The 21419-nt window shown below is 68.2% G+C and carries 17 protein-coding genes and 1 tRNA gene; 11 read left to right on the top strand and 7 right to left on the bottom strand.

The annotated features are described in order from the left end of the window. Nucleotides 1-93 precede the first annotated feature (93 nt). The 8 genes from FHU35_RS22680 to FHU35_RS22640 all read left to right on the top strand — a co-directional run bounded on the left by FHU35_RS22680 (nt 94) and on the right by FHU35_RS22640 (nt 10691). A complete protein-coding gene (locus FHU35_RS22680; RefSeq protein ID WP_145743087.1) occupies nt 94-378 on the top strand; it encodes a hypothetical protein in 285 nt (94 codons plus the stop codon). Beyond that, nucleotides 375-1232, top strand: coding sequence for an ABC transporter permease (locus FHU35_RS22675; protein WP_145743085.1), 858 nt, complete (start codon nt 375-377; stop codon nt 1230-1232). Before FHU35_RS22680 ends, FHU35_RS22675 begins: the two co-directional genes overlap by 4 nt. Beyond that, complete coding sequence (locus FHU35_RS22670; RefSeq protein WP_145743083.1) at nt 1229-3424, top strand: FtsK/SpoIIIE domain-containing protein; 2196 nt, start codon at nt 1229-1231, stop codon at nt 3422-3424. Before FHU35_RS22675 ends, FHU35_RS22670 begins: the two co-directional genes overlap by 4 nt. Nucleotides 3425-3850: 426 nt before the next feature. Further along, entirely contained in the window at nt 3851-4855 is a 1005-nt protein-coding gene (locus FHU35_RS22660; RefSeq protein ID WP_145743079.1) for a bifunctional DNA primase/polymerase, read from the top strand. Nucleotides 4856-4881: 26 nt separating this feature from the next. Next, complete coding sequence (locus tag FHU35_RS22655) at nt 4882-6177, top strand: DUF3631 domain-containing protein (RefSeq protein ID WP_145743077.1); 1296 nt, start codon at nt 4882-4884, stop codon at nt 6175-6177. Continuing rightward, entirely contained in the window at nt 6174-6410 is a 237-nt protein-coding gene (locus FHU35_RS22650; RefSeq protein ID WP_145743075.1) for an excisionase family DNA-binding protein, read from the top strand. Before FHU35_RS22655 ends, FHU35_RS22650 begins: the two co-directional genes overlap by 4 nt. Continuing rightward, complete coding sequence (locus FHU35_RS22645) at nt 6394-7557, top strand: site-specific integrase (RefSeq protein ID WP_145743073.1); 1164 nt, start codon at nt 6394-6396, stop codon at nt 7555-7557. The genes FHU35_RS22650 and FHU35_RS22645 overlap by 17 nt, the downstream gene beginning before the upstream one ends. 200 nt (nt 7558-7757) lie before the next feature. Next, nucleotides 7758-10691: a tetratricopeptide repeat protein gene (locus tag FHU35_RS22640; RefSeq protein ID WP_186459569.1), complete on the top strand. Its 2934-nt coding sequence runs from the start codon at nt 7758-7760 to the stop codon at nt 10689-10691. Nucleotides 10692-10805: 114 nt separating this feature from the next. Here the strand turns inward: FHU35_RS22640 and FHU35_RS22635 are convergent. The 5 genes from FHU35_RS22635 to FHU35_RS22615 all read right to left on the bottom strand — a co-directional run bounded on the left by FHU35_RS22635 (nt 10806) and on the right by FHU35_RS22615 (nt 14959). Then, a tRNA-Ala gene (locus FHU35_RS22635) sits at nt 10806-10878 on the bottom strand. 218 nt (nt 10879-11096) lie between these two features. Further along, nucleotides 11097-12440, bottom strand: coding sequence for an NAD(P)/FAD-dependent oxidoreductase (locus tag FHU35_RS22630; RefSeq protein ID WP_145743069.1), 1344 nt, complete (start codon nt 12438-12440; stop codon nt 11097-11099). Continuing rightward, nucleotides 12433-12669, bottom strand: coding sequence for a DUF6158 family protein (locus FHU35_RS22625; RefSeq protein WP_145743797.1), 237 nt, complete (start codon nt 12667-12669; stop codon nt 12433-12435). Before FHU35_RS22625 ends, FHU35_RS22630 begins: the two co-directional genes overlap by 8 nt. An 83-nt stretch (nt 12670-12752) precedes the next feature. Next, nucleotides 12753-14003: an MFS transporter gene (locus FHU35_RS22620; RefSeq protein ID WP_246110510.1), complete on the bottom strand. Its 1251-nt coding sequence runs from the start codon at nt 14001-14003 to the stop codon at nt 12753-12755. A gap of 134 nt (nt 14004-14137) precedes the next feature. Beyond that, nucleotides 14138-14959, bottom strand: coding sequence for a GNAT family N-acetyltransferase (locus tag FHU35_RS22615; protein ID WP_145743068.1), 822 nt, complete (start codon nt 14957-14959; stop codon nt 14138-14140). Nucleotides 14960-15035: 76 nt separating this feature from the next. Here FHU35_RS22615 and FHU35_RS22610 point away from each other — a divergent pair, with 76 nt between their 5' ends. After that, nucleotides 15036-16694, top strand: a complete 1659-nt coding sequence (locus FHU35_RS22610; RefSeq protein WP_145743066.1) for a DUF885 domain-containing protein — start codon at nt 15036-15038, stop codon at nt 16692-16694. 106 nt (nt 16695-16800) lie between these two features. Further along, nucleotides 16801-18714, top strand: a complete 1914-nt coding sequence (locus FHU35_RS22605; RefSeq protein ID WP_145743064.1) for a UvrD-helicase domain-containing protein — start codon at nt 16801-16803, stop codon at nt 18712-18714. Between the two features lie 161 nt (nt 18715-18875). On the opposite strand, the gene FHU35_RS22600 is transcribed toward FHU35_RS22605, so the two are convergent. Next, nucleotides 18876-19232, bottom strand: coding sequence for a YybH family protein (locus FHU35_RS22600; protein ID WP_145743062.1), 357 nt, complete (start codon nt 19230-19232; stop codon nt 18876-18878). Between the two features lie 90 nt (nt 19233-19322). On the opposite strand from FHU35_RS22600, the gene FHU35_RS22595 reads away from it, so the two are divergent. Continuing rightward, nucleotides 19323-20231 carry a LysR family transcriptional regulator gene (locus FHU35_RS22595; protein WP_145743060.1) on the top strand — a complete coding sequence of 303 codons (909 nt, stop codon included), beginning with the start codon at nt 19323-19325 and terminating at the stop codon, nt 20229-20231. Here FHU35_RS22595 and FHU35_RS22590 read toward each other — a convergent pair. Continuing rightward, nucleotides 20165-21418, bottom strand: a complete 1254-nt coding sequence (locus FHU35_RS22590) for a condensation domain-containing protein (protein WP_186459568.1) — start codon at nt 21416-21418, stop codon at nt 20165-20167. The two genes, FHU35_RS22595 and FHU35_RS22590, sit on opposite strands and share 67 nt — an antisense overlap. Nucleotide 21419 lies beyond the last annotated feature (1 nt).

Here is a 21419-nt window from a genome sequence, read left to right as displayed (position 1 = left end):
AACCAACTGCTGGGCCGGGTCTCCCACCGATCAACCAACCGTTAGGAGATCTCTGATGCTAGCGATCGCCACCAACCCCTCTGGGGGTGTGCGATGAAGACCCTGCTGATGAGCGCGCTGTACCTGCTGATCAAGCTGTTTGTCCTTGTGGTGCTGCCGCTGGTGCTGCTGACGGCCACCGGGCTGCTGCGGGTCACCGTCGTGACCGTCCTGCCGCTGGTCGTGCTCTTCGCCCTGGCGGTGGCCTCCGGTATCGCCCGCACCCTCGGCGTTGGGCTGTTCGGCCTCGGTGTCGCGTTGCGGCTTGTCATGGCCGTTGTTGAGGAGCTGGGGTCTCGGGTCCCTGCTCCGCGGCTCCCGGTGGGGGTGGGCCGATGACCACCGCCAAGAGCTCCTACCCCGTACCGGTCGCCGAGCTGCTGCCGCAGGCCCGCCAGTTGGTTAAGAACCTGGGGCGGATTCCGAGCCGCAACCAGTTGATGGCCGAGCTGCGAATCGGGGCGCCCAAGGCCCGCGACCTCCTGGCGCACCTGGCCCAGGAGCGCCAGACCAAGGCTCCCAACCCCGTCGGTCTGCACGTGGTCACCGACTCCGCCTCGGTCGAAACCGAACCCACCGAAACCCACGACGCCGAATCCACCAGGACCGAGGGCGAGTCCACCGAGGTGGAACCGGTCGCAGAGCCCGAGCGGGTCTCGGCGGAACAGCCGGAGCCCGAACGCGAGGAGCGGTCCGAGCCGATCACACCCGCCGCAGACCCGGCCAAGCCCGCCGAAGGCGAGAGGTCGCGGCCGGTGGCGGTGTGGCCGGTGATGCTGCTGGCACTGCCGGCGTTCGTGGCGATCTGGTCCGGCTGGGTCGGACTCGGCCAGCTCACCGGGTTCGGCATCGTCCACCCCCTGCCCGGCATCGCCGATGGATTCGCGATCAACACCGCGATCACGTTGCCGATCGGGGTGGAGACCTACGCCGCCTACGCCCTCCGCGTCTGGCTCTCCGGCCAAGTCCCGCCCCGCGCCCGCCGGTTCGCCAAGTACTCCGCGCTCGGCTCGCTCGCTCTCGGAGCACTGGGCCAGATCGCGTTCCACCTTATGAAGGCCGCCGGCATGACCTCCGCGCCCTGGCTGATCACCGCCGCTGTGGCCTGTCTGCCCGTGGCCGTGCTCGGCATGGGCGCGGGCTTGGCCCACCTGATCAAGGACACCGACGACCACCGGGAGGTGCAGCAATGACCGAACAGCCCCAGAACCACAGGCCCGACGACGAGCACCAGGACGGCGAGCAGGCGCGGGTGCTGCGCTTCCCCTCCGAACGCCTCAACCACGACCAGACCCGCGACGAGGGCGAGTCGGAGCAGCAGGTCATCGATGGTGAGCTGGTCGACGAGGACCAGGCCCCGCAGGTCGACCAGTCCCAGACCGCCGAGGCGGGGTCGAGCCTGGTCCGCCACGAGAAGCGGGAACCGGTCCTGCCTGGCTGGGCGAGCAGCGTCGAGGAGTTCCAGGAGACCGCGAAGTGGGCGGTCGGGTACGCCGGCCACACCTTCGCCTTCCACGCGGTGCGCTGCCCGGTCTACATCGCCCGCATCCTGATCCGCGTTCCACAAGGGACCCTGCGGCTGCTGGGTGGGTTTCTGCGGTGGGTGACCGACGCCGAAGGCCGGACCGTTCGCCACGCTGCCGCTGACCGCGCGGATGCCGCCGAATACCTCCGGTTGTCGAGCCAGCGTGATAGCCGGGTCCGGGGCCGGGTCTACGCCACCGTGGGCCTGGGCGCGACCGCGCTGGCGGCGTTCTTCCTCGGCAGGGCGTTCCTGCCCGAGCTGGTGCAGTACGCGATCGTGGCCGGCGCCCTGGGCGCGGTGGGCTGGTTGGGAGCGCCGGCGGATCAGCCGATCGCTTCCCGTGCGGTGGAGGCGACGAAGGTGCCGAAGCTGACCAGCAACGCCGTCGAAATCGCGCTGAACTCTCTGGGCATTTCGGGGATCAACCAGGCGATGGGCAAGGGCGGCGAGGGAATCGGGTTCCCCAAGCCGATTTCGCGTGATGGCAAGGGGTGGCGTGCGGATGTGGACCTGCCGCACGGGGTGACGCCGGGCGACATCATGGACAAGCGCGAAAAGCTCGCCTCCGGTTTGCGTCGGCCGGTGGGGTGCGTGTGGCCCGAGGCCGACAACGCCGAGCACGCCGCCCGGATGATCCTCTGGGTGGGGGATCAGGACATGCGCAAGGCCAAGCAACCCGCTTGGGCGCTGCGTAAGGGCGTCCGTGTCGACCTCTTCCAGCCCCAACCCTTCGGCACTGACCAGCGTGGACGGTGGGTCGACCTCCGGCTGATGTTCACCTCGGTGGCGATCGGGGCGATCCCGCGTATGGGCAAGACTTTCGCGCTGCGCGAGCTGCTGCTCATCGCCGCGCTCGACCCGCGTGCCGAGTTGCATACCTACGACCTCAAGGGCACCGGCGACCTCGACCCCTTGGAGAAGGTCACCCACGCCCACGGTGTCGGCGACGACGACGAGGAAATCGAGAAGGCCATCGTTGAACTGCGACGCATCCGCGATGAGATGCGGCGTCGGTCCGACCTCATCCGAAAGCTGGCCAAGCAAGGTCTGTCCCCGGAGAACAAGGTCACCCCGGAGCTGGCCGGCAAGAAGTCCCTGGGTCTGCACCCGATCGTCATCGGGGTGGACGAGTGCCAGATGTGGTTCGAGCACCCCGACCATGGCGACGAGTTCGAGGCCATCTGCACCGACCTGGTCAAACGAGGCCCAGCTCTGGGGATCGTGCTCATGCTGGCCACCCAGCGCCCCGACGCCAAGAGCCTGCCCACCGGCATCTCGGCGAACGTCTCCACGCGGTTCTGCTTGAAGGTGCAGGGCCAGACCGAAAACGACATGGTCCTCGGCACCTCCAAGTACAAGCAGGGCGTCCGAGCCACGACGTTCGCGTGGGCGGACAAGGGCATCGGCTACCTCGTCGGAGAAGGCTCCGACGCCCAGATCGTGCGCACCGTCGCCGGTTTGGACGGCCCGGCCTCGGAGAAGGTCGCCGCCTACGCCCGCACCCTCCGCGAACAGGCCGGCACCCTCACCGGCCACGCCATCGGCGAAACCTCCGACGTCGATGAGACGGCGTCCCGGAAGGACACGTTGTTGGAAGACATCCTGGCGGTGTTCGGCGAGGCCGAGGCGAAGGTGTGGAACGAAACCGCGGTGTCCCGCCTCGCCGAACTGCGCCCCGAGGTCTACGGCGAGTGGGAGCCCGACGAGTTGACCGCCGCGCTCAAGCGCCACGGCGTGCGGGTCAACCGCCAGATCTGGGGCACCGATGCCGCCGGCACTGGCCGCAACCGGCGTGGCTTCCACCGCGCCGACGTCGCCGAAACCCACACGCAGCGTGACAGCGGGCGGGGTGCTGGCTAAGCCCAGCAACGCCGCTAGGTCTAGCCGACCTACCCGCTAGACCTAGCGGCCCCGCTAGCGCCCCATCTCCACCACGACCAGCGCCCTAGCTCCTAGCGCGCTGCGGGCCAGTGCGCCCAAAAACCGCCCTGGAGGCCATCTGTGACCCCCACCGACTCCGCTAGCACCGTCCTGCTCCTCACACTCCTGTTGGTCACTTTCGGTTACGGCGTGACGTGCTGGTTCTGGCCGTTCAAGGCCTGCCGCACCTGTCGAGGCGGCGGAAAGCTCCGCTCCCCGTTCGGCCGCGCGATCCGCCTCTGTCGGCGCTGCAACGGCACCGGCCTCCGACTTCGGCCCGGCCGCCGGGCCATCAACGCCGCCCGCCGCATCCACCGAACCAACCACCACCGCGACTGAACGCCCTACTTGGAAGGCCCATCCCGCATGAGCACTCACCTCAACATCGCCAGCTGGCTCGCCGCCCAGGACATGCACGTCTTCCCCCTGCGGCCCGGCAGCAAGCGCCCGTTCGCCAACTGCCCGCACTGCAAGGCCAGCCACACCGCACCGAGCGCCTGCCGGTGCCTGACCGCCGAGCAGCCCTGCCACGGCCTGCTCGCCGCCACCACCGATCAGGCGTTGATCCGGCAGTGGTGGACCCGCACGCCCCGCGCCGGAGTGGGCATCGCAACCGGGCCGTCCGGTCTGGTGGTGCTCGACCTCGACCGCAAGCCCAAGCCGCCAGCCCCGGCAGCGCACGACGTGTCCAACCCGGTCGGCGACGGGTTGGAAGCCCTCGACGCCCTGACCATCGCCACCGGAGAGCCGTGGCCGACCACGCTCACCGTCGCCACACCCTCTGGCGGTCGGCACCTGTACTTCCGTGTCCCGGATGGGCTGGAGGTGCCGAGCGATGCGACGGGGCGTGTGGCGCATCAGATCGACGTCCGTGCCCTGGGCGGCTACGTCCTTGCACCCGGAACCACGGTCACGCCTCCGGAGGACGTTGGGGGCGTCTACAGGCGGATCTCAGCGACCGCTGAGATCGCCGAGCTGCCCGCCTGGCTACGACACCGGGTCATGCCGCCGGCCACACCGGCACCGGTAGCTCCCAACCTCACGGCAGCCGCGCCGGGCGATCACGCTCCGGGCTACTGGCAGCGCGTTTGGGAAGGCCAGCTGAGCAAGGTCGAGACCGAGCCGGGGGAGCGCTGGCGGCTGGTCTACGCGGCCGCTCGTCGCCTGGCCAACCTCGCCACCCACGACACCGCCCCCTGGACGGCGACCGAGGCGATCGATGCCCTGACCGCCGCAGCGCTCCGCCGGCGTGAGCGCACCGGCAAGCCGCTCGAACCCGCCGCCGCCCGACGCAACGCCCTCCGGGGTTGGGAGCGCGGGACCCACGACGGCCCGGACTCACTGCACGGCCTCGGAAACCGGATCGCATGACCACGAGCTCGGAAGGAGGTAGCTCAATGACGTCTCAACCCAACGGGGCCGGGCTACTGAACCAGCTGCACACCGCGCTGACCCGCTACGTCATCCTGCCCAGCCCGCAGGCCGTGGACGCCGTCGTACTGTGGATCGCTGCGACCCACGCCCAGCCGGCATGGGCTCACGCCCCGCGCCTGGTGATCCGCGCCCCGGAGAAGCGCTGCGGGAAATCGCGACTGCTCGATGTGGTCGAGGCCGTCTGCTACGAGCCGCTGATCACCGTCAACGCCTCGCCCTCGGCGATCTACCGCTCCATCACCGACGACCCGCCCACGATGCTGGTCGACGAAGCCGACACGATTTTCGGCGCCGAAGCAGCGAGCAACGAGGACCTGCGCGGCCTGCTCAACGCCGGACACCAGCGCAACCGCCCGGCGATCCGATTCGACGCCAACACCCGCAAGGTCGAGTCGATCCCCACGTTCGCCATGGCAGCCCTGGCCGGCATCGGCGCCATGCCCGACACCATCGAGGACCGAGCCGTGGTCGTCCGGATGCGTCGACGTGCTCCGGGCGAGTCGGTCTCGCCCTACCGCCACCGCCGCGACCGCCCCGCCTTGACGCACTTGGGCGACCAGATGACCGCCTGGCTTCGAGGCGACCTCAACGTCCTCGAACGCGCCGAACCGGAGATGCCGCTGGAAGACCGAGCAGCCGACACCTGGGAACCGCTGATCGCAGTGGCAGACCACGCCGGCGGCAGCTGGCCAGACCGCGCACGCCAAGCCGCGGTTGACCTCCTGGCCGAAGCCACCGACAACGACCAGGGCACCATCCGCACCCGGCTGCTGGTCGACTGCCGCACCGCGTTCAACGACGCACAGGTCATCTCCACCGCTGACCTGCTCCGGCAGCTCAACGCCGACCTCGAAGCCCCGTGGCGCGACTACGGACCTGGCGGGCTGAGCCCGGCGAAGCTGTCCAAGCTGCTCGCCGAGTTCGAGATCCGGTCGGCGAACGTGCGGTTCCCCGACGGCTCCCAGGCCAAGGGCTACCGCCGCGCCGACTTCGCCGACGCGTGGGCTCGGTACTGCCCGCCGGAGGCCCCTGCGGGGGAGCCGTCCCAGCCGTCCCAAGCGTCCCAGCCCAGGTCAGAGCGGGACGGCACCACCGCCCGGGACGGCACCAGCCGTCCCACCCAGATCACCGGCCCAGTTCCCTGGGACGGCACAAGCCGTCCCAACACCCCAAGCCGTCCCAGCCTGACCTGCATTGGGACGGATGGGACGGCTGGGACGGCAACCCCACGCACCATCAACACCAGGGGGATCGCATGACCACCGCGCACTTCTCGGCTGAGGGCGTCCCACAGCGCCTGCTGTACCCGGTCCGCGAAGCGATGGTTCTGCTCGCGCTGAGTCGATCGACCATTTACGAACAGCTTCGCTGCGGTCGACTCCGCTCCGTCACTCAGGGCGCTACGCGCCTCATCCCGGCAGCTGCCCTCACCGACTACGTGGAACTGCTCGAAAAGGAAGCCAAGGAGGACGGCAATGGCGAAGCGGCGTAGCCGAGGCGACGGCGGTCTGCACTGGCACGAGGGCCGCCGTCGTTGGATCGCCTGGGTGACGGTCGGTTTCGATGCTGCGGGCAAGCGCAAAACCCGCAGCGCAAGCGGAGTCACGAAGACCGAGGCGAAAGACAAGCTTCGTGAGCTCGTCGACAACCGCGAGAAGAAGCAGCCTGCACCGAGTAGCTACACCGTCGAGGAAGCTGTTCGAGGGTGGCTGGCCTACGGGCTGAGTGGCCGGTCCAAGTCCACAGTCGATAACTACCGGAACAACGTCGAGATGCACGTGATCCCATACCTGGGCAAGAGGAAACTGGTTGATCTGTCCACAGAGGATGTGGAGCGATGGCTGGCAGACCGAGCAAACCAGCTGAGTACTCGGACGCTGCGGCTCTTGCACTCTCTCTTGAGCCGCGCCGTCCGGTACGCCCAGGCTCGCGACAAGGTCATGCGCAACGTGGTCGAGCTGTGCGAGATCCCAGTAGGGCTGCAAGGCCGGCCCTCGAAGTCCCTCACCCTCGACCAGGCCGAAGCGGTGTTGAAAGCCTCAGAGAACTCCAACATGCACGCCTACATCGTGCTCTCGCTGCTGATCGGGGCGCGGCAAGAGGAACTTCGCCCACTGACTTGGGATCACGTCGACCTCGGCGGCGACCCAAGCGCAGATCCGCCGGTCCCACGCTCGATCGAGGTATGGCACTCAGTCCGCGAGGGCGGTGATACGAAGACAAGGAAGTCACGCCGCACCTTGGCACTCCCCGCCCGGTGCGTTGTGGCACTCCGACGCCACCGACTTCGTCAACGCGACCTGGCACGACGCCAGGGCCAACAGTGGGACCCGACAGGGCTGGTCTTCCCGTCAGAGAACGGCACAGAGCTCGACGCCCACAACGTCCGACGCGCTTTCCGCCGAGTCGTCAAAGCCGCCGGCCTCGAACCACACCAGTGGACACCCCGCGAGATGCGGCACAGCTTCGTCTCCATCATGTCCGCATCCGGCGTCTCTCTGGAAGACATCGCGCGCCTGGTCGGTCACAGCGGCACCCGCGTGACCGAGCTGGTCTACCGCAAGCAGATCAGGCCTGTGATCGTCGAGGGTGCCGAAGCTATGGACGAGGTGTTTCGCAACCCGAAACCGGCATGTTAGGCAACTACCAGGGCCGACGCAGTCCGCGTCGGCCCTGGTAACACTCGAACTCTTCGAGAGCCTGGTAGACCAAGAGGCTTGGTTTGGCAGGCATTCCCGTCATTTGCCCCCGCTCCCCCTTGTCTCGCCTTCATAATGTCCTGATGCGCGTACCGCTACGCCGACTCTTACCGCTCGCCGTACTCGCGGTGGTTGCAGCCGTGAGTTTCCTGTTGAGCAGGCAGGAATGGCTGCTTGCAGACAACAGCCCCGTCCGCAACGTTGCCGAAGCCTTGAGCTGGCTCGCAGCGATCGCAACCCTCCTTGGGGCTGCAAGTGGCCAGGCGTGGCGATGGTTACGCCGAGGCGCGCGCCCCGCGCAAGGCACGCTTGATGGAGCAAATGCAACGCTTGCTGGCCGCGCACTGTTTTTAATCAATGGAGCCTTGCCGAAGGTATCAGATGTAGGGCTTCTCGACATGCGGGTTAAACCCGCTATGGACACCGAAACCGACGAAGATCTTCCACCGTTCGTCGCACGTGACCGTGACGAGGATCTAGAATGGGCACTTGCTCAAGGCGGAATGGTACTGCTACACGGCCGTGCAGCATCAGGCAAGACCCGCGCAGCAGCAGAAGCTCTTCACCGCCTCTGCCCAGACCAACAATTGGTAATACCGTGCAACGGATCTAGCTTGCGTGCGATCGCCGACGCGGGTGTTGATCTAACAAATGCAGTTATTTGGCTTGACGACTTGGAACGCTTCCTTGAGCCCGACGGTCTCGATCTCGGGCTATTGCATCGCCTTTGCCCTCAGGGAGCTAATGCCACAATCTTCTCGACCATCCGCGACGACGTACTCGCCCATTACGATAATGCCTCAATCGCTGGCTCCAAAGACGAAAGCGCCTTGGCTCACAATTCCGTCGAATTGATCCGACACATACGAGACCGACGACGCATCCGTATCGATCGATACCTCAGCGAGGACGAACGAGCAAGAGCTCATAAGATTCCCGACTATCGAATTTCTGCTGCTCTCGACGCTAATGAAGGATTCGCCGAATATCTTGTAGCTGGCCGGGCAATGCTGGGTCGATGGTCCACTGGCGACGGCGCCCTCTTCCAGGTCGGTCAAGCGGTCATTAGCGCTGCGGTCGACTGTCGCCGCGCCGGATACGACGAACCGATTCCAACCACAACCGTAGAAGATCTCTACCGACACTACCTAACACCAGACTGGCGCCAACGGAGTGACCTTCCAACCGCGCACGACGGCATCAAATGGGCAGAAAAGCTCGTACTCGGCGCAAACTCCTGCTTGCAGCCGCATCCCGAGAGCTCCGTACTCGCAGCCGACTATCTCGCAGACAGCACAGAAATACCTGGCAGTCCGCTTGCGGGAACACGAGTCCGCCCTGAAACTTGGAATGCCGTGCTGGCACTTAGCACCCCCAACGAGGCTATCTATATCGGACTAACCGCAGAATACCTCGATAACACTGCCGTATCTACCCAAGCATTCCTCAAGGCCGCCGAGGCCGGAAATGCTCATGCAATGTATTTCCTTGGAATGCAATTTGTTGAACGCGGCAGCATTCCCGAAGGTGAAGCTTGGTACCGCAAGGCGGCCGAAGCCGGCCACCCTAAAGCTATGAACAACCTCGGCCTGCTCCTCGACAGCCGAGACGAGACCACCGAAGCCGAAACCTGGTACCGCAAATCCGCGGAAAGCAACGACCACGAGGCCAAGACCAAAGGGGCAAACAACCTCGCAGTTCTCCTCCTCGAACGCGGCGAGAAGGCCGAATCTCTCTCTTGGTACCGTAAAGCTACCGAAGGCGGAAATCCGAATGTAATGTATAATCTCGGGCTTCAACTTCTTGAATTTGATGAGGCAGCCGAGGCCGAATCCTGGTATCACAAGGCAGCGGAAGCCGGCCACCCTAAAGCTATGAACAACCTCGCGCTGCTCCTCGACGCCCGAGGCGAGACCACCGAAGCCGAAACCTGGTACCGCAAAGCCGCCCAAAGCAACGACCACGAAGCCATGACTAAAGGGGCAAACAACATCGGTCTTTTGCTTGAGACGCGAGGCGAGACCACCGAAGCCGAAAGCTGGTACCGCAAAGCCGCCGAAAGCGACCACGTCGATTCCATGAACAATCTCGGGCTCTTGCTCGTTAACCGAGGCGAGACCACCGAAGCCGAAAGCTGGTACCGCAAAGCCGCCGAAAGCGACCACGTCGATTCCATGAACAATCTCGGGCTCTTGCTCGTTAACCGAGGCGAGACCACCGAAGCCGAAAGCTGGTACCGCAAAGCCGCCCAAACCGGCAACCACGGGGCCATGAACAATCTCGGACTCCTGTTCGCTAACCGAGGCGAGACCACCGAAGCCGAAAGCTGGTACCGCAAAGCCGCCCAAACCGGCAACCACGGGGCCATGTTTAATCTTGGCTTTCAACTCCTTCAACGCGGTGAGTCGACCGAGGCTGAAGACTGGTACCGCAAAGCCGCCGAAGCGGGCGACCATAGAGCCATGAACAACCTCGGCCAACTACTCGACAGCCGAGACGAGACCACTGAAGCCGAAGTCTGGTACCGCGCAGGCGCGCAAACCGGCGACCCCAAGGCCATGAGCAACCTCGGGCTCCTTTTAGAAGACCTGGGTGAGTCGACCGAGGCCGAAGACTGGTACCGCAAAGCCGCCAAAGCGGGCTACCACAAGGCGATGTACGTCCTAGGTCTCCTCCTCCTTCAACGCGGTGAGTCGACCGAGGCTGAAGACTGGTACCGCAAAGCCGCCGAAGCGGGCCACCCTAGAGCAATGAACAACCTCGGGCTGCTCCTCGACAGCCGAGACGAGACCACCGAAGCCGAAGACTGGTACCGCAAAGCTGCGGAGAGCAACGACAACGAGGCCATGACCAAGGGCGCAAAGAACCTTGCAAAACTCCTCCTCGGACGGAACGAGACCGCAGAGGCCGAGACCTGGTTTCGCACGAGTGCGGAAGCGGGGGACAACATCGCAATGTATTTTTTGAGCGCCCTGCTCCACCAACGCGGCGAGACCGCCGAAGCCGAGCACTGGTCCAGCAGGACGGTCTTGGACTCCGAAGGACGCCCTGTGCCGAACACAGCTCTCCCTTAACACCGAGCCGGACGTGACGTCGGCCCGTGTGTCCGCCACACGTTAGACAGGCAGATAGACAGGCAGCAAAAGACGAGGGCCGATGCTCGGAAGCATCGGCCCTGGTCATCGGGGTGGAGCTGAGGGGATTCGAACCCCTGACCCCTTGACTGCCAGTCAAGTGCGCTACCAGCTGCGCCACAGCCCCGTGTTCTGTTGTTCCGAGGTGTTCGGTTTGTTTCCGCCCCGCTCATCTCGTGTGCCAATACAGTACAACAGCCGTTCGGGGGTGATTCCAGGGGGGTCCCCGGAACGCGCCGAGTGCCTGACAACGGGCCTTGACCTGCGGAGACACGGTCGCGCTGTGCCTCTGACGGTACCCGTCCTCACGGAGACGGCCAGGCTCCGTGAGGACGGTCACTGCGATCATCCCGCTGCTGTCGTGCCCCTGGGTTTGGGCAGGCCTCGGGTGTTGGCGGCCTTGACGAACTCCGCTCTCGGGTCGTGGAGTTCGCCGAGGGCCACGACTTGGCGTCGGAACGGGAGTTCCAGCAGCCAGTCGCCGAGGATCCGGGCCTTGCGGGACGTCGTCGGCATCTTCATCAAGTGGTAGGCGCGGTGCAGCAGCCAGGCCGGGAGGCCCTTGAGCTTGACGCCGTAGACCTCCGCCGCGCCCCGGAACAGGCCGAGTCCGGCGACCGAGCCCGCGTGCTTGTGGCGGTACTCCTTCAGCGGCTCGCCGCGCAGCTGGGCGACGATGTTGTCCGCCAGCAGCTTCGCCTGGCGCACCGCGTGCTGGGCCGAGGGGCTCGTCAGCGCCTCCGGATCACTGCTGGTCAGGTCCTGGACCGCGGCGCAGTCCCCCGCCGAGAACACGTTGTCGGTGCCCTTGACCTGCAGCCTCGTCGTGCACTCCAGGCGGCCCTTGGAATCCCTGGGAAGGTCGCTGTCCTCCAGCATCGGGTGCGGTTTGACGCCGGCCGTCCAGACGATCGTGTCGGCGTCGAAGGTGTCGCCGTCACCCAGCTCCACATGTCCGTCCACAAGGGACTTCGCAGTGGTGTTGAGCTTGACCTCGATGCCCAGGCTCTCCAGCTGCTGCTTGGTGTACTCGCCCATGTGCGGGCTGACCTCGGGCATGATCCGGCCCATCGCCTCCACCAGCACCCAGCGCATGTCGTGCTCGGAGAGCTGCGGGTAACTGCGGATCGCGTAGCGGGCCATGCTCTGCAACTCGGCCAGCGCCTCGATGCCCGCGTAGCCACCGCCGATGAACAGGAACGTCAGCAGCCTGCGGCGCAAGTGCTCGTCCTCGGTGCTGGCCGCGATGTCCAACCTGGACAGAACGTGGTTGCGCAGGAAGATCGCTTCTCCGATCGTCTTGAAACCGACGCCCTCCTCCGCCAGGCCGGGGATCGGGAGCGCCCGCGAGATCGAACCCGGAACGGGAACGAGGATGTCGAAGTCGAGCGTCTCGGTCTGCCCATCGCCCAGCGTCGCGGTCAAGCACCCGTTGGCGTGGTCGATGCGGTGGACCTGCGCGGTCAGCACCTCGCACCGGCGCAACGCCTCCCGCAGCGGCACCACCACGTGGCGCGGTTCCAGTGAACCTGCGGCGGCTTCCGGCAAGAACGGCTGATAGGTCATGTGCGGCTGGGTGTCGATGACCGTCACCCTGGCCTCGCCGTCGTCCAGCTTCTTCTGAAGGCGGAGAGCGAGGGTGAGCCCCACGTGCCCTCCTCCGATGATCACCACGCGAGGTTCACGCATGCTGCGACTCCCCTCGTGCCCCGGAACGCGTGCGACGCGGGTCGACCGCTCGCTCCGGGTGTCGGCGCAAGTACTCCTGCTCCAGTTCGAACGTGCGCGCGGTGTGCTCGCGCAACGCATCGGGCGAACCGTGCAGGAACGTGTCGTTGCGCGTCTGGTGCAGGTTGCCGAGCTCCTGCAGCAGCACGTCCTCCGTCAGTTCATGCCCCGGAATACCGGTGATGTTCATGTCGTCCTCCCGCATCGGGCAGGGCCAACCGCAACGCCGGTGGCGCTGCTCCACGGGTACCCGCGACGAGGACGATCGACACCTCAGGCCGCCGCGCGCACCTGCTCCCCGCCGGATTCCGGCTGCGGGCGGGTCTCCGGAGCGCGCACCCACGCCAGCAGCCCGAGCGCCGCCGTAGCACCGGTGACCAGGAACGCTGCCTGGTAGGAGACGGTGTCGGCCAAGGCTCCGGCGATCAGCGGGCCCAGGATGGCGCCGAGGTCGGCGGCCTGCTGGAAGGTCGCCAGCACCGTCCCGCCCCGCCGGTTTCCGCCGATGAGGTCGGCGACCGCCGCGTTTTGCGCGGGGTTGAGCACGCCCGCGCCCATCCCCGCGATCAGCGACGCCGCCAGGAACATCGGGACCGACGTGGTGAAGCCCAGCGACGCCGTGGCCACGCCCGACACGGCCAGGCCGATCAGCACCATCGGTTTGCGGCCGTGCCGGTCGGCCATCCGCCCCGACAGCAGCAGGACACCGGCGTTGCCGACGGCGAACACCGACAGGGCGATGCCGGACATCGACTGCGGCGCCTTCAACGCCTCCACCACGAACAGCGGGACGAGCGCGATCCGGACGCCGAAGACCGCCCAGCCGTTGCCGAAGTTCGACAGCAGCGCGGCCACGTAGGAGCGGGTGCGCATCGCCTCGCCCAGCGGCATCGCCGGGGTCGCGTCATCGCCCAGCGGGGCGGCGAGGGTGGATTTGCGCAGCAGGAACCAGCCGAGGAAGGCCGCGACGAACAGCGCGATGCCGTAGGTGACGAACGGCAGCCGCAGCGAGTAGCCGACCATCACGCCACCCACGATCGGGCCCGAGACGTTGCCCAGCAGGAAGCTCGTCGCCCACACACCGGAGGCGCGTCCGCGCAGGTGCGGTGGGGACAGCCGGATCAGCAGGCCCACGCCGGCGACGGTGAACATCGTCGACCCGATGCCGCCGAGCGCGCGGAAGATCAGCAGCTGCCAGTAGGAGTCGGCGAACGCGCAGGCGGTGCTGCTGATGCCGACGATCGTGATGCCGATGACGTAGATCGTGCGCTCGCCCGCCGCGGAGACCAGGCGACCGCTCAGCGGTGCGAACAGCAGCCGCATCAGGGCGAATGCGCTGACGATGAACCCGGCCGCGGTCACGCCGACGTCGAAACTCGTGGCGAACGCCGGTAACGCGGGAGCGACGATGCCCATGCCGACGGCGACGATGAAACTGCCCGCGCCGAGGATCCAGATCTCACGGGGAAGTGCTGTGACGCCTGGGCTCTTGATGGTCTTCTCTGACGCTGAGCCGCTGGACACAGCTTCCTCCCCGGGATTTTCGACAGTGCGAGCCACGAACACCAACGCCGCCCGGCACCACCGAAATTCCCCCGGAGCGCTTTCGTGGCGCGGACCTCACCCGGCCGGCCGCAGTCCGCATCGTGGGACGCGGATCAGAGCAGGTCGTCGATCCTGCGCGCGTAGGCCGTGACGCCGTAGGCGACGTCGAAACCGACCGCCTCGGCGAAGCGCTGGGCGGTACCGCCCTCCTCGGCGTGGCCCGCCACCAACATCGCGCCCATCCGCCGCAGCTCCTCGGACGCCTCGGTGACCAGCTCGTGGCCGTAGCCCCGGCGACGGCGGCCCGGCCGCACGACGACCTGTTCGACGAGCCCGACCCCGCGTTCGACGAATCCCTGCACGAAACCCGCGATCCGGTCGACGCCCGGGTCGTCGACGACGAGCAGCACGCTGCGTCCTTCGTCCGCGCGATGCCCCAGGTGCCGGGCCAACCGCCGTTCGCCCTCCTCGGACAGACCGGTCTCGTCGGCGTAGAGCTCGACGATGCCCTCGATGTCGCGGTCCTCGGCGGGCCGCGTGAGACCGCGGCTGAACCCCCGGCTGCGGTGCAGCAGCACCACCTGCTCCTCGACCGCGCGCCAGGCCGCGTCATCGGCGATGCCCTCGATCTCCCCGACGGTCGTGGGCGAGGCGTACACGACGGCCTCGGAGCGGCCGGCCTCGGCGAACACCTGCTCCAGCTCCATCAGGGTGCCCGCCACCTGGGCACCGGTCCCCCACAGGGCGCACGCGTGGTTGGCCACCGGCAGCGGGTTGTCCTGGTTGAGCACCACCGACGCGACACCCACCCGGGTGCGCACGCCGTAGCGGACCACGGCCGAGGCCAGACGTGCGGTTTCGATCAGCCCGGCGAGGTCGCGGGCCTGCCTGGGGTCGAGGAGGGTTTCGTCGTCCGGATCGTGCAGCGGGTCCACTCCGCCATTGTCCCCTCGACGAGACCGCGAACGCGCCACCCTGCCGCATGTCGGTCCGGAGGGGCACGATTGTCGTGTGACGACGCCGGACCAGCTCGCCGAAGAGCTCCTGGACCTCGAACTGGATTCCGACCCGATCGGGGCCTCGCTCTACGGTCTGCCCGGCCGCGACCACCTGCTGCCGGGCATCTCGGCCGCGGCGGAGTTCGCCCAGCGCGAGCACGCCGAGGACATCCGGGTGCGGGCGATGGCCGTCGACACCACCCACGCCGACCTGGAGACGAGGCTGACCGTCGCGGTCGTGGTGCAGCACGCGCAGGCCACGGTCGACCGGCTCGACGCCCGCTCGCCCGAGTACACCGTGATCGGCAACCTGTTCGCGCCCGTCGCCGGTCTGCTGTTCCACCTCGGGCAGGTTCCGGTGAGCGGCGATCAGCAGGCCGAGGACTACCTGCGGCGCATCGCCCGCCTCCCCGATTTCACCGCCGCTGCCGCGCAACGCCACCGCGACGGGGTCCGCGCCGGGCGGGTGCCGGTGCGCCCGCTGCTGGACGACGCGATCGCGGATCTCGACGGTCATCTGTCCCGCCCCGAGCTGGATCCGCTGCTGACCCAGCAGCTCCCGCCCACCCACGCCGAGCAGCGGGAGCGCCTGATCCGCGATGTCGTGAACCCCGCGCTGGCCGAGTACCGCGAGGTGCTGGCGAGCGAGATCGCAGCGCACGCGCGCCCGGCCGACCGGCCCGGCCTGTGCTGGATGCGCGAGGGGCACGAGATCTACCAGCGGCTCATCCACGCCCACACCACCACCGAGCACACCCCTGGCGAGCTGCACGAGATCGGCAGCGCTCAGCTGGCGTCGCTGCGCGCGGAGATCTCCGAGCTCGGCGAACGGCTCTGGGGCGAGGGCGATCCGGAGGCGGTGCTGCGGCGGATGCAGACCGACCGGTCGCTGTGCTGGAACGACGGCGAGGAGATGCTGGCCGCCGCGCGCGACGCCGTCGAGCGGGCGACGGCAGCCGCGCCCGGCTGGTTCGGGCGACTGCCGCAGCAGCCGTGCGAGGTGCGCCCGGTTCCCGGAACTCCGTCGGAGAGCACGCCGATGGGCTTCTACATGTCCCCGGCGCTGGACGGTTCGCGTCCCGGCGTGTACTTCGCGAACACGCTGCGCGCCGAGCAGCGGCCCCGGTTCGCCTCCGAGGTGATCGCCTTCCACGAGGTCGTTCCCGGGCACCACCTGCAGATCAGCCTCGCCCAGGAGCTCACCGACCTGCCACTGCTGCGCAGGCTCACCGGGTTCAACGCCTACACCGAGGGCTGGGGGCTCTACACCGAGCGGCTGGCCGACGAGATGGGGTTGTACTCGGGGGATCTCGCGCGGCTGGGCATGGTGGTGCAGGACCTGCTGCGGGCGGCGCGGCTGGTGGTGGACACGGGTCTGCACGAGTTCGGCTGGAGCAGGCAGCGCGCCCTGGAGACGATGGCCTCCAGCACCACCTTGTCGGATCTGGAGGCGGCGTCCGAGGTCGACCGCTACATCGTCTACCCCGGCCAGGCCTTGTCGTACCTGGTGGGGCGGTTGGAGATCGAGCGGATCCGGGACGCCGCGCGCCGGCGGCTGGGCGCGGACTTCGACATCAGCCGGTTCCACGACACCGTCCTCGGGCACGGTGCGCTGCCGATCTCCACATTGGAGTTCCTGGTCGAGGATCAGCCGCCTGCTACATCCAGGTGACGCAACCTCAACACGCTCGAATTCGCCACGGAACGCATTAATCTCGATACCGAGCGTGTCCACTTCTGCGCGCGATCAGGCTTGGAGGAACTGGCCAGGAGGCACCGTGACCGGGAGTTTCCACCACCGCCAGGAGTTGCTCCGGCGCGAAGCGGAGGTGCAGCTGCGGGACCGGCCGCTGCCGTCGTGGCAGAAGCGGGTCCTGCACCGCTTCGCGGTCGAACGGGACAACGGCTGGTACCCGCTGCTCAACCAGTTCGCCCCGCACACCCCGCGGCAGCGCCCGGACCTGGTGCTGGTCGGCAGGATGGGTGTCCTGGTGGTGCTGCTGCGCGAGACCGAGCCGGATTGGGAGGATTCGCGCGCGGCGTTCGTGTGGACGGCCGAGCTGCTGGCCGGCGCGTCGATCGGGTCCGGGATGCTCAGCGAGTCGGTGCTGAGCACGGTCGTGGTGCACCCCGTCGAGCACACCGGCCGCAAGGGCCGCAGCACGGATCACCTGGCGATCACCGAGGACGAGCTGGACCGGCTGCTCAAGCGCGGCGAGCAGATCCTGACCCCGGACGAGGTGCTGGCGCTGGCCAAGCACCTGGACAGCCGGACCTTCGACCTGACGCCGATCATGTGGAACTCCCAGCGCATCCCCAACCAGCGCGGCACCGTTCCCCAGGTGTTGCAGGAGCAGGTCGCGGCATCGGCCCGGCACCCGTTCCGGGACTGGCGGTACTTCCTCGACGACGCTCAGCTGGGTGCCGTGCGGCGCAGCTTCTCCGGCCCTGCGCAGATCAGCGGTCCGGCCGGGACGGGCAAGACCACCCTCGCGCTGCACCGGCTGGCGTTCCTCGCGCGGCGCGGTCACGGCAAGCTCCTCTACACAGCGCCCCTGGCGCAGGTTCCGGAGCGGGCTGCCAGCCGGTTCGGACAGATGGCTCCGGAGCTGTCCGGGCAGATCGAGTTCGGCTCGCTGCACTCGTGGGCTCGCGACTTCCTGGCGGGGCGCGGACGTCCGGCGGAGGTCGATGAGCAGGAGGTCCGGCGGGCCTTCGACGCGGTGTGGTCGCGCGAAGAGGTGCTGCCCGGCATCCGGAACTCGCCGGAGTACTGGAAGGACGAGATCGACCGGGTCATCAAGGGTCGCGGCGTCTCGTCGTTCGACGCGTACCGCACCGCCTCCCGCAAGGGCCGAGGCGGTTCGCTGCCCACGGATTTCCGCTCCCACGCCTGGCGCTTCTACTGCGACTACGAGCGGGAGCTCTCCGAGCGCGACGTCTTCGACCACAGCGATGTGCTCAAGCGCGCTCTGGCCGAGCTGGAACGGCGACCGCTGCCCCGGCAGTACACCGCGGTGGTGGTCGACGAGGCGCAGGAGCTGACGCTGGTCGGGCTTCGGCTGGCGCACGCGATCAGCGGCGACGAACCGGACCAGCTGCTGCTGGTCGGGGACGGCCAGCAGCAGGCATCGACGGGTGGATGGCGGTTGTCGGAGGCCGGCATCTCGCTGCACGGCCGGGGCGAGGTCCTGCGGCACGACTACCGCAACCGCGGCACGGTCCTGGAGCGCGCTGGCCAGGTCGAGGCGGTCAACCGGTACGACGACGGCCCGTCGCTGCCGTTGAGCGGTGCGCTCGCGGTGCGCAGCGGTGGCCGGGTCGTCGACTGGCACGGCCACGACCAGGAAAGAGCGCTGCTGGGCGCGCTTCTCACGCTCGACGACGAGTCGTCGGCGGCGATCATCACCGAGTCCGAGGCCGCGACGGAGCACTGGCTCGACGTGCTGCGCGGGGCGGGCGTCAAGGCGTTACCCCTGGCGAGCTGGGACGGTCGCGACACCTCAGACACCCTCGTCGGAACCGTCCTGCAGGCAAAGGGAACGGAGTTCCGCACGGTGTTCCTCCCCGCGGAACCGGTGGCCCCGGAGGACACCCGGGAGGACCGGGAGGCTCACGAGCGCCGGCGGCTCGTGGCCATGACCCGCGCCCAGGACCACCTCTGGCTCTCCCACCTGACACGCACCAGGTGACGCTCCCACGCGTCGCGGGGCCGCGCGTCACCCCGGCGAGGTCCCAGTTTTAGTCCTAACTGAGCCGACATTTCGGACATGATCATGGCTCGGTTTGGACTAAAACTGGGAGATGCCCGCGTCGGGCGTGCCTGGCGCGGACGAGGTGGCGGTGCCGCTCGTCAGGGCGCCTGGCGGAACTCGGGTTGGTCGAGGAGGCGGAGCCAGCTGCCGTCGGGCTGCCTGCGGGCCACCTGGGCCCGGGCGCCCGTCCCGTCCGACGGCGGGGTCGCGGTGAGGGCGATGTCGCCGCTGATCAGCGTCGGCAACGGCGGTTCCGGTTCGAAGCGCGGGCGGTGGGCGAGGACCTCCGCCCAGAGCTCGCGGATGGCCTCGCGGCCCACCGTCGTCTTCCCGGGCGGGTAGGCCATGACGGCGTCCCGCTCGTAGAGCTCGGCGACACCCTCGGCGTCGCCTGCGTTGCTGCGCTCGACGAACAGCCTGGTCAGATCTTCGGGTTCGCGGGCCTTCTCACGCATCTGCGCTCTCCTCTCGGTCTGAGACCAGCCTGCGGTCGGCGTCGCTAGAAGTCCAACAGCTGGTTCTGCTGGTAGCTAGAATCTGCGGTCATGGACTTGCGGCAGCTCGAGTACTTCGTGGCCGTGGCGGAGGAGCGCAACTTCACCCGTGCCGCGCAGCGCGTGCACATCAGCCAGTCCGGGGTGAGCGCGCAGATCAGGCGGCTGGAGAAGGAGCTCGGCGCGGAGCTCTTCGACCGCTCGGCGCGTTCGGCGGAGCTGACCGTCGCGGGCGAGGCGGCGCTGGCGCACGCGCGCAACGCTCTGGCTGCCGCCGCGTCCGTCGGTCAGGCGGTCGGCGAGATCACCGGGCTGCTGCGCGGAAACCTGAGCATCGGGATGGTCATCGGCTGCACGGTGACGCCGCTGTTCGACGCGCTCGCCGGGTTCCACCGGGCGCACCCGGGGGTGACGCTGTCGTTGCGGGAGGACAACTCCGACCGGCTCCTCGACGACGTGCGCAGCGGAGCGCTCGACCTCGCGCTGATCGGCACCGGGACCGAGCCCGACGACCTCGAATTCCTCACCATCATCAGCGAACCGCTGGTCGCGGCCGTGCCCGCCGGTCACGAGCTCGCCGGTGGACCGGTGGCGCTGCACGACCTGGCGGCTCACCCCGTGGTCTGCATGCCACCCGGCACCGGGTTGCGCGCGGTGTTCGACCGGGTCTGCGCCGCGCGCGGCGTGGAACCGATGATCGCGTTGCAGGCCAGCGCGGCGGAGGCGATCGCGGACCTGGCGCTGCGCGGGCTCGGGGTGGCGATCCTCAGCGAGTCGATGGTCGCCGGGCATTCCGGCCTCACCGCGCTGCCCCTCGCCGACGCGATCGACCCGGCGCTGCTGGTGCTCGCCTGGCGGCCGGGCACGAACGCGGCGGCTCGCGAACTGATCGCCTACTGCCGCACGGCTTTCCGGATCTCCGCCGACCAGTCCTCCAGCACCGCACCGACCACGCGGTGAGCCTGTCCGACGTCGGGGAACCGGGTGCGCAGGTGAATGCCGTGCTCCGTGCGGGACAGCCACAGCTGCACGTCATCGGCCGGACTCGTGCCCGAAACGTGTTGAGCCGACCCGTTTCCCGGAAGCCGTCGGTAGTCGACGTAGGAGACCATGAACACGTCGCGCCTGGCGGATTCCAGCGGTCTCGGCAGCGCCGCCAGCACCTGGTCCAGCGGCAGTCCCGCCCGCTCGCGGGCGTCACCGAGGTGCCCGCCCATGCGGGCGAGTTCGGGGTCGGCCCAGACGGGAACGGTCGTGGTGAACCACCCGACGGCGGCGGCGTCCTCGGGCTGGCGGGTCTGCACGGGCGCCAGCACCGGCAGCGTTCCGGAACCCAGCGCCGAGGCCAGCGTGGACAGCAGCGCTCCGTAGGTCGAGGTACCGGCCCGCTCGGCGGTCTCGCTCAACTCCGCCGCGGTGCGGGCGTCGGCGAGGCAGCGGCGATCGGTGGCCTGAGCGGCGGTCTCGCCCGCGGGGAGCCCGACGTCCAGCGGGAACACCGGAAGCCGGTAGTCGATGGCGTCGAGGAACCCGCGCCAGCTCACCATCGCCGGGTCCTGCTCCACCGGTTCGCCGGACCACTCCGCGACCCTGGCGACGAAGCTGGTCGCGATCGGCAGCTCCTGCCCAGCGTAGAGCGCGTGGAGGTCCCGCGCCACCAGGGCGATCGAGTAGGCGTCGACGTGGGCGTGGTCGAATCCGCACACCACCGTCGAACGGCCCGGCCGGGACACCGCCGCCAGCGCGAACGCCGGGTACGGGAACGGCGTGCACTCGCGGTCCAGCAGCGACCGCAACAGAGCCGCCGCGCTGCCTCCACCGAGCGGCTTCTCCCGGAAGACCAGCCGCGCCGGGTCGTGCCGGACCGCGCCTGTCCCGCACGGCAGGAACTCGCACTGCAACGCGGTGTGCCGCCCCAGCAAGGAGCGGAACGCCGAGAGCAGCGCATCGGCGTCGATCGGTCCGTCGACCTCGAAGCACGCCGCCAGCCACACCGTCCGCTCCCCCGCTGCCGCGCCCGCGAGGTGGTTGCGCTGGTTGACCGACAGGCCCACGGGCTCGGGCGTCGCGCCGGTGTCCTGGACGGCGGTCCAGGCCGTCACCTCACCGGGCTCGACCTCCCAGAGGTCGGCAGAAGTGACCTGCACG

Source organism: Saccharopolyspora dendranthemae (assembly GCF_007829955.1).
Lineage (GTDB): Bacteria > Actinomycetota > Actinomycetes > Mycobacteriales > Pseudonocardiaceae > Saccharopolyspora > Saccharopolyspora dendranthemae.
The sequence above is the reverse complement of the archived record's forward strand: the minus strand, read 5'-3'. Positions and strand labels throughout refer to the sequence as shown.